Raw genomic sequence first — 8,945 nt, 5'->3', positions numbered from 1 at the left:
GGGTGGCGAGGAGGAGCGTAAGGGCGGCTAAGACTGCTCGCATGGGGGTGGCCCTTCGGGTCAGGCGGTTGGCCGAACCATAGGATGTCGCGCAGATTCCCGCAATATTTCGACGAGATTTCGCAAAGAATGGACTAAGGGCAGGCTCTGTTGTGAAGTCTCTTTCTGCCTGTCAGACGGGGTGTAACGAGCTGCGAATTTCTCGAAGCCTCACGTAAGAGCCGACGTCCGGAATACGCAACCTTCTGCAAATATTTGCGGGGAATGGTTGCGTGGCTTGCGTGGCGCGGCACCCGGCAAAGGGACGTTCCCGTACGTCTTCCTCTGTGTGCTCACCCGTAACGAGCGGTCCACCTCAGAGGTCTACGGTGCGCGCATGACCCTGCGCAGGTTACTCGCGAGCGTGCTGGCCGGCGTCCTCGCCGGCGGTACGGTCGCCGTCGTGCTGATCCAGACACCTCCCGCCACGGCGGACCGCCGCGGCCACGCTCCCCTCGTGATCGGGCACCGGGGCGCCAGCGCCCACCGGCCCGAGCACACCCTCCTGTCGTACGAGGCCGCCATCGCGATGGGCGCCGACTACATCGAGCCCGACCTCGTCTCCACCCAGGACCACGTGCTGGTCGCCCGGCACGAGAACGAGATCTCGGGCACGACCGACGTGGCCGCCCACACCGAGTTCGCCGACCGGCGCACCACCAAGACCGTGGACGGCCGGCCGGTCACCGGCTGGTTCACCGAGGACTTCACGCTGAGCGAGCTGAAGACGCTGCGGGCCCGCGAGCGCGTCCCCGACCTGCGGCCGGACAACACGGCGTTCGACGGGCTGCCGGAGATCCCGACCTTCGAGGAGGTCGTGCGGCTCGCGCTCCAGCACGGGGTCGGCGTCTACCCCGAGACCAAGCATCCGACCTATTTCGACTCCATCGGCCTGTCGCTGGAGGAGCCGCTGCTCGACGTGCTGAGCCGCAACCGGGTGCGCAAGGCGTACATCCAGTCCTTCGAGACCGCGAACCTGCGCGAGCTGCGCGCCAGGACCCGGCTGCCGCTGATCCAGCTCATCACGTTCGGCGGGGCGCCGTACGACTGGATCGCGACCGGCAGCACGCGCACCTACGACGACATGGTCACCCCGGAGGGGCTGCGCGAGGTGGCGAGTTACGCTGACGGCATCGGCGTGGACACCCGCCGCGTCGTGCCCGTGGACGCCGCCGGCCGCACCACGCAGCCGACCACGCTGGTCGCCGACGCCCATCGCAGGCGGCTCGACGTGCACGTCTGGACGGTGCGGAACGAGAACTCGCAGCTTCCGGCCGACTACCGGATGGGGAACCCGGCCAGCCCGGTGTACCCGCGGGCCACGGGGAACGTGATGGGGTGGCTGTCCAGGCTGGTGGAGCTGGGGATCGACGGCGCGTTCTGCGACGACCCCGCCATGGGCCGGGCCGTGGTGGCCAAACTGACCGCCTGACCCGAGCCGCCTGAGCCGAGCCGCCTGACCCCGAGCCGTTTCTGACCTCAGCCGGCCGTTTGGCCGTCACGTCTGAGCCGCCGCCCTGGCGCGGCAGCTCAGGTGTGGCGGCTCAGGTGCGGCGGCTCAGGTGTGGCGGCTCAGGTGCGGCGCCAGCGGGATTCGCCGAAGCAGTAGCCGGCGAAGAGCAGCAGGCCCAGCGCCACCACGCCGAGCAGCCACGGTCCCGCCGGGGTGTCGGCGAACTGCCTGAGCGTCGCGTCGATCCCGCCCGCCTTGTCCGGATCGACGGTGATCGCCGCCTGGACGACGAAGGCCCCGGCCAGCGCGCCGATCGCGCCCCTGGCGATGTACCCGCCGAGCCCGAGCCGGTCCATCACGGTCCGCGCCCGCGGGGACATGCGCCCGCGGTCGAGCTCCTGCCTGAACTTCTTCGTCAGACCCTGGCGCACCCAGTACGCCCCCAGCACGGCCAGCCCCAGCCCGAGCGCCCCGACGATGAACCGCCCGCCCGGCAGCCCGAGCAGCAGGCCCGTCAGGTCCTGCGACTTCTCGTCGTCGGACGTGGCGTGCCCCGACGTCAGGATGCTCAGCAGCGTCATGATGATGAGCACGTACACCGCCACCCGGCCCACCGACTCGACCTTGTCGATGACCTTCCCGCCTCCGGACAACGCCTCCGACGACTGCCACAACGTCAGCGCGCCGAAGCCCGCCGTCATGATCCACAGCAGGACGGCCCCGAACGGCAGCTCCGCGAGCGTGGAGATGGCTCCCGCCTTGTCGGCCTCCTCCGACCGGTCACCGGCGGCGATCTGCACCGCCACGACGCCGACCAGCGCGTACAGCACCCCGCGGCAGGCCAGGCCCACCCGGGCCAGCACGTCCAGTGTGCGGCTGCGCGCCGCGCGCCGCACCGCGCTCTTCGCCTCGCGTCCCGCGCTCTCCGCAGTGTTCACCGTTCCTCCAAGGGGGTTCAGGAGATGCACGAGTGCCCGGGAAACCACCGTCTAAGCATGCGCGCGTGCCCGGTCACCGGTATCCGCGGGCGCTTGGCCTCCTATTTCCGACCGGATCGGTGGGTACATTGGATCGGTGACCACCGATCAGCACGGCCTCGCGATGTCCGGCGCGAGCGCCGCCGCGGTACGCCACTACGACCAGGCGATCGACGAGCTGCTGCACTTCCGGGTGGAGGTCGACGCCGAGACGAACGCGGCGCTGACCGAGTCACCCGACTTCCCGATGGGCAACGTCCTGTCGGCGTACCTGGGACTGCTGACCACCGAGGTGGAGGACGCCAGGACGGCGCGGGTGCGCTTCGGCGCCTTCCGCCGCAGGATCGACGAGACCTCGCTGCTCCCCCGCGAACGCGCGCACGTGGCGGCCGTCCAGGCCCTGCTCGACGGCGACTTCCTGACGTGCGGCAGGCTCCTGGGCGAGATCACCGTGCGGCACCCGCGCGACGCCCTGGCCCTGGCCGCCGGGCACCAGGTGGACTTCTTCACCGGCGACGCGCGCTCGCTGCGCGACAGGATCGGCGGCGCGTTGAGCGGCTGGCGGGAGGACGACCGGCATTTCGGGCATGTGCTGGGCATGTACGCCTTCGGCCTGGAGGAGGCGGGACACTACGACCGCTCGGAACAGGTGGGGCTGCGCGCGGTCGAGCTGAACGCCCGTGACGTGTGGGGCATCCACGCGGTGGTGCACACGTACGAGATGCAGGGCAGGTTCGGCGACGGCGTCCGCTACCTCGACGCGCGGCTGCCGGACTGGTCGGCCGGCACGTTCTTCAACATCCACAACTGGTGGCACTACTGCCTGTACGCGCTGGAGTCCGGCGACGTGCCGCGGGCGCTGGCCGTGTACGACTCTGTGCTGGCCGACGGGCAGTCCTGCATGGAGCTGCTGGACGCGGCCGCGCTGCTCTGGCGGCTCCACCTGGAGGGCTCCGGGCAGCCGGAGCTCGACGAACGCTGGCGGGCCCTGGCGGACGCGTGGCCGGGCCGGGTCTCCGAGCCGTTCTACGCCTTCAACGACATGCACGCGGTCATGGCGTACGTGGGGGCCGGGCGGGTGGGCGACGCGGAGAAGCTGATCGCGACGCGTGAGGCGTACGTGCTGGAGCCGCGTCCCGGGGTGACGAACCGGGACATGACGCTGCGCGTGGGCCTGCCGGTGTGCCGGGCGATCGTGGCGTTCGGGCGGCAGGACTATCCGGCCGTCGTGGACCTGCTGTACCCGATCAGGCACCGGATCAACGAGTTCGGCGGCAGCCACGCGCAGCGGGACGCGGTGCAGAAGACGCTGCTGGAGGCGGCGCTGCGGGGCGGGCTCCAGGACGTGGCGCGGGTGCTGGTGAGCGAGCGGATCAACGTCCGGCCGTGCAGTCCGTACAACTGGCTCAAGCAGGCGGCGCTCGCCGACGCGCTGGGCCGCGACGCGGAGGCGGCCACCGCCCGGTTGCGCGCCGGCGACCTGGTACGGGACGCCGCCCGCGGCTAGCCACCCGCCTCGGCGACCTCACCGGAGACGAGGCTGCGCTCACCCTTGATACCCCGTACGGCGAGCGCGGCCGCCACGCACGTCACCGGTATGGCGGGCAGCACGTACCGGTGGTCGAAGTCGAGCGCGGCCACCGGTGCCACGAGCAGGAACATCGCGAACGACCACGGCAGCAGCGCGGGCCGCCGGCGGCCGATCGAGCCGAGCCCGCCTGCCACGAGCAGCACTCCGAACAGCGTGCCGTGCAGGAACCACGGATACCGGTAGGCGGCCAGGACGGTGCCGAACGGCTCGACGGAGCTCATGCCCCGGATGGCGGGGTCGTACTCGCGGCGTACCCGGCCGATGAGGGCGTGCTCCTCGGGCAGCCTCCAGGAGCCGTGCGGGAACGAGGCGGACACGCTCATCCGCTTCGGATGGGCGACGGGCTCCCAGGTGAAGGCGAGCGAGGTGTCGCGGACGATCTCGCGCAGGTAGTCGAGCGGCTGGGCGGCGATCACGCGTAAGGCGAAGGATCTGGCCAGGTCGTTGTGGGTGAAGCGGTCGCCGGGCAGGCGGTTGATCGCGGCGCCCGCGGCCCAGACGTACTCGGAGGCGGCGTCGGCGACGGTGCCGTTCGGGCAGAGCGCGGCCTCCTGCGGGGGCGGCTGGATGATCGAGCAGTCGGCGAAGGTCATGGTGCGGGCCCACAAGGCGACCCCGTCGGAGCCGCTCAGGGCGAACCTGCCGTGGTGCTGGGCGTACCACCCCGCGTAGGCCAGCAGCGGCAGCGCGCCCGCCAGCGCCAGGGTCAGCACGCGCCGCCAGGGTGCGCGGCGCAGCAGCAGGTAGAGGGCGGCCAGGACGATCAGCGGGACGGCGGCGGTGCGGGTCAGGCCCGCGAGCGCGAGCAGCAGGCCCGCCGACGCCGCAGCCCGCGTGGTGATCTCCGCCCGCCACATCAGGACGAGCAGCGCGGCCACCACGAGGACGATGACCTGCAGGTCCGACAGCACGGCGTGCTCCAGCCGGAGGAAGGCGGGGTCGAACAGCACCGGCACCGCGGCCAGTGCCGCCCCCCAGCCGGGCAGTGACAGGCGGCGCAGCAACACGTAGATCATCACGCCGACGCCGAGCCCCATCGCGTGCTGCACCCCCACGACCAGCTCCACGCTGTGGAACGGTCGCAGGGCCCACAGGAACCACGAGTACCCGGCGGGGTGGAAGGCACCCTGCGGGCGCAGGTGGACGGCCGTGTCCAGGTACGTGAAGGAGTCGTACCAGTAGACCTGAGCGGTGTCGTAGGCCAGCATGACCAGCACCCGCAGCGCGGCGGCCCATGCGAGCACGCAGGCGAACAGCCCATGTCCCGGCCGGGTCTGCGCGGCGGGATCGCGCAGGCGCGGGTGCGTCAGAGTGGCTGCCATGGTCGTCTCCCCCGGACGTGGCCGGGTGGTCCCGGTCGTAGGGGAGGTAGTCCAGCGGGGCGCCGATAACCTGGACGTCACCGGAAGCGGTTATGCCCGCGTTATGCAGTCGTGGCCAGACCAGCACGCCGGCGTAGGCGGGGGCGCTCGCCCAGAGGGTCGTTAAATCCGTTGCCGTCACGTTCGCCCTCGGATCCAATGAGCCTCATGACCATGCACCGGGAGCGCGCCGATCACATCGAACTGAACCGGCGGTATTGGGACGAGGAGGCGGCCGGGTACCACGGCCCGCTCGCGCGTGACGCGTGGGCGCGGGCCGAGCCGTGCTGGGGGCTGTGGGCGAGCCCGGAGTCGCAGGTCTCCGTGTTCCCCGGGGACGTGGCCGGGATGGAGGCGATCGAGCTCGGCTGCGGGACCGCGTACGTCTCGTCGTGGCTCGCCCGCGCGGGGGCCCGGCCGCTGGGCGTCGACATCTCGCGCGAGCAGCTCGCCACGGCGCGAGCGATGCAGGCGGAGTTCGGGATCGGCTTCCCGCTGGTGCTGGGCGACGCCGAGCGCGTCCCGTGCGCCGCCGACAGCTTCGACCTGGCGATCAGCGAGTACGGCGCGTCGCTGTGGTGCGACCCCTACCGCTGGATCCCCGAGGCCGCGCGGCTGGTGCGGCCCGGCGGCCTGCTCGTGTTCGTCCGCCGGTCGCCGCTGTTCGCGCTGTGTGTGCCGGGCGAGGGGCAGGCGGCCACCGCGTTGCTCCGTCCCCAGTTCGGCCTGCGGCGGCTGGAGGGCGGCACGTCCACCGAGTTCACCCTGGGGCATGGCGAGATGCTGGCGCTGCTGCGGTCGTGCGGCTTCGCGGTCGAGGAGCTGATCGAGATCCAGGCTCCGAGGCCCGCGCACCGGGACTACGGGGAGGTCTCGGCGGACTGGGCGCACCAGTGGCCCAGCGAGGAGATCTGGAAGGCCCGCCTGACAGGCTGACCCCCCGGGCGACCCGGGAGGGCCGTAGCGGGCCGAATCGGGCGAGCTGGAACGACCGTTGGGGGACGGCGTACCGAATCGGGCTGGAACGGCCGTTGCGGGACGGCGTACCGGACCGGGCGGAACCGGGACCGGCCGACGTACCGGACCGGGAGGGGAAGTGTCGGAGGCGGCCGGTAGTGTTCGGCCCATGGATCGGCAACTCACCTTGATGGTCGTGCACGCTCACCCCGACGACGAGTGCCTGAGCACGGGCGGCATCCTCGCGCGTTACACCGACGAGGGCATCCGCACGGTCCTGGTCACCTGCACCAACGGCGAGCAGGGCGACGACCAGGGCGGCGTGAAACCGGGCGAGCCGGGTCACGACGACGCGGCGGTCGCCGAGCGCCGGCTCGCCGAGCTGCGCGAGTCGGTCGCGCATCTGGGCATCGACCACGTGGAGCTGCTCGGCTACCGCGACTCCGGCATGGACGGCTGGGAGACCAACGCGCACCCCGACGCCTTCGCCAACGTGCCGGTCGAGACGGCCGCCGGCAAGCTGGCCGCCCTGATGGAGCACTACCGGCCGCAGGTCGTGGTGACCTACGACGAGACCGGTGGCGGCGGTTACGGCCATCCGGACCACGTCCAGACCCACCGCATCACGGTGGCGGCCACGGAGTCGACCGGCATTCCCGACAAGTTCTACTACACGGCCATGCCTCGCTCCGCGATCAAGCAGATGTTCGAGATGATGCGCGACAACGGGGTGGACCTCGGCGGCTTCGAGCCCTCCGATGACTTCGGCACCCCCGACGAGCGGGTCACCAGCATCATCGACGTCTCCCCCTTCGTCGAGCGCAAGCTCAAGGCGCTGCGGGCACACGAGAGCCAGGGCGAGAACATCTTCCTGCTCCGCATGCCCGAGGAGGCGCAGCAGCGGGCGTTCTCGCACGAGGCGTTCGAGCGGAAGATCAACAAGGTCAACGCCCCCGGCCACGAGGAGGACCTGTTCGCCGGCCTGCGTGACGGATAGCCTCCGGAACATTATTCTGGAGCCTGCTCCCAACGGGAAGAGGCTGCCATGCGGACCCTCGTCGGCTACCACCTCAAAGACTCCGTCGCCACGCTCACCATGGACGACGGCAAGGTCAACGCGATCTCGCCCGCCATGATCGCCGAGCTGAACGCCGCCCTCGACCGCGCGGCGGCCGACTCGGCGACCGTTCTGCTCGGCGGCCGGGACGGGATCCTCTCGGCCGGGTTCGACCTGGCGACGCTCAGGGCGGGCGGGGCCGAGGCGGCCGGCCTGGTCAGGGGCGGGTTCGAGCTGGCGGCCCGGCTGCTGTCGTTCCCGGCTCCGGTGGTGATCGCCTGCACCGGGCACGCGGTGGCCATGGGCGCGTTCCTGCTGCTGTCGGGCGACTATCGGGTGGGGGCGGCGGGCCCGTACCGGCTGGTGGCCAACGAGGTGGCCATCGGGATCACGATGCCGTACGCCGCGGTGGAGATCCTCAGGCACCGCCTCACGCCCGCCTGCTTCTCCCGGGCGGTGACGCTGGCGGAGACGTTCGCGCCCGAGGACGCCGTCGCGGCCGGGTTCCTGGACCGGGCGGTCGAGCCCGCCCGGGTGTGGGACGTCGCCCGCGGCACCGCCGAGTCGCTGTCCACCCTCGACCGGCGCGCGCACGCGGCGAGCAAGCTACGCGCCAGGCAGCCCACTCTGGAGGCCGTACGCGCCGGGATCGCCAAGGAGTTCGCCACCGACCCCACGCCAAGCGCCTAACGGCACCGCGCACCGCGCACCGGGGGACGATCGCGGGCCTCGATTCGTCGCTGTCCAGTGCCACCTGCGGGCGCTGACCTCAGCCCTTGTCGTTCTGCTGCTCGTCCTCCGCGTCCAGCAGGTCGAGGTAGCCCTGTACCGCCTCCCACAGGTGGTGCTCCGGATACCGCCCGAGCCCCCGATGTTCCCGGCGCCACTTCCGGTCCCAGTAGGAGCGGTGCACGGCCCGCAGGTGGCCCAGCGCGGCCTGGAGCTCGCCGGCGACCTGTGCCGGGGTCTCCGCCGCATCGCTCGCCGCGTGCTTCAGCAGGTCGAAGCGCCGCTCGGCGAGCGCCCCGAGCACGTTTTCGTCGATCCCGTCCAGGGACCAGAAGCGGACCGGGTCGCGGATGAGCTGGTTCGGCACCGGGTCCAGGAAGGACCGCCATCGATAGGCGATCCCGCCCTTGTCCAGCCGCAGGAAGTCGACCAGCCACGCGGTGCCGGGCGGATTCGTCCCCCACGTCACCTGCTCCGGCGGCAGGTTGAGCACGAAGACGACCTCGATCTGATCGACGGGATCGGCCCCGGCGAGCAGGTCGCCGTAGACGTACGCCGCGCGCAGGAAGGGCTCGTCCACCCGCACCCGCCTGGTCTGCTCGCACTCCTCGGCGAGAACCCTCAGCCTCCGCACCGCCCGCCGGTACTGCACGTTCAACCGCCTCCCACCCGACCCCGGCCAGCGTACGGCCTCCTCGGCCTCTCCGACGTCCCTGGCCGCCCCGCCGTGCCGCTGTACCCGCCCGGACGCGCCGGTGTCGTTCGACGTGCGGCGCGGCCG

8 protein-coding genes are annotated in these 8,945 nt (G+C 71.6%); 5 read left to right on the top strand and 3 right to left on the bottom strand.

The window, feature by feature from the left end; translation table 11 throughout:
- The first annotated feature begins 376 nt into the window (after positions 1–376).
- Positions 377–1,471 (top strand): glycerophosphodiester phosphodiesterase, encoded by a 1,095-nt coding sequence (locus tag ABEA43_RS62635; RefSeq protein WP_345578671.1) that lies wholly within the window; start codon positions 377–379, stop codon positions 1,469–1,471.
- A gap of 140 nt (positions 1,472–1,611) precedes the next feature.
- Here ABEA43_RS62635 and ABEA43_RS62630 read toward each other — a convergent pair whose 3' ends face one another.
- Entirely contained in the window at positions 1,612–2,430 is an 819-nt protein-coding gene (locus ABEA43_RS62630; protein ID WP_345578668.1) for a DUF1206 domain-containing protein, read from the bottom strand.
- Between the two features lie 136 nt (positions 2,431–2,566).
- Between ABEA43_RS62630 and ABEA43_RS62625 the strand changes: the two genes are divergently transcribed.
- On the top strand, positions 2,567–3,976 hold the full coding sequence (locus ABEA43_RS62625; protein ID WP_345578665.1) for a tetratricopeptide repeat protein: 1,410 nt from the start codon (positions 2,567–2,569) through the stop codon (positions 3,974–3,976).
- On the opposite strand, the gene ABEA43_RS62620 is transcribed toward ABEA43_RS62625, so the two are convergent.
- The gene (locus ABEA43_RS62620; RefSeq protein WP_345578662.1) at positions 3,973–5,382 is read right to left on the bottom strand and encodes a hypothetical protein; all 1,410 of its coding nucleotides are present in this window, start codon (positions 5,380–5,382) and stop codon (positions 3,973–3,975) included. The two genes, ABEA43_RS62625 and ABEA43_RS62620, sit on opposite strands and share 4 nt — an antisense overlap.
- A gap of 207 nt (positions 5,383–5,589) precedes the next feature.
- Here ABEA43_RS62620 and ABEA43_RS62615 point away from each other — a divergent pair, with 207 nt between their 5' ends.
- The 3 genes from ABEA43_RS62615 to ABEA43_RS62605 all read left to right on the top strand — a co-directional run bounded on the left by ABEA43_RS62615 (position 5,590) and on the right by ABEA43_RS62605 (position 8,125).
- Positions 5,590–6,357, top strand: coding sequence for a class I SAM-dependent methyltransferase (locus ABEA43_RS62615; protein WP_345578659.1), 768 nt, complete (start codon positions 5,590–5,592; stop codon positions 6,355–6,357).
- Between the two features lie 190 nt (positions 6,358–6,547).
- Complete coding sequence (locus ABEA43_RS62610) at positions 6,548–7,375, top strand: PIG-L family deacetylase (RefSeq protein ID WP_345578656.1); 828 nt, start codon at positions 6,548–6,550, stop codon at positions 7,373–7,375.
- A gap of 48 nt (positions 7,376–7,423) precedes the next feature.
- On the top strand, positions 7,424–8,125 hold the full coding sequence (locus ABEA43_RS62605) for a crotonase/enoyl-CoA hydratase family protein (RefSeq protein WP_345578653.1): 702 nt from the start codon (positions 7,424–7,426) through the stop codon (positions 8,123–8,125).
- Between the two features lie 79 nt (positions 8,126–8,204).
- On the opposite strand, the gene ABEA43_RS62600 is transcribed toward ABEA43_RS62605, so the two are convergent.
- Complete coding sequence (locus tag ABEA43_RS62600) at positions 8,205–8,816, bottom strand: DUF7711 family protein (RefSeq protein WP_425570694.1); 612 nt, start codon at positions 8,814–8,816, stop codon at positions 8,205–8,207.
- Positions 8,817–8,945 lie beyond the last annotated feature (129 nt).

Origin of the sequence: Nonomuraea rosea, from assembly GCF_039539705.1 — a bacterium.
GTDB classification, from domain to species: domain Bacteria; phylum Actinomycetota; class Actinomycetes; order Streptosporangiales; family Streptosporangiaceae; genus Nonomuraea; species Nonomuraea rosea.
This window is presented reverse-complemented; position numbering and strand designations above follow the sequence as displayed.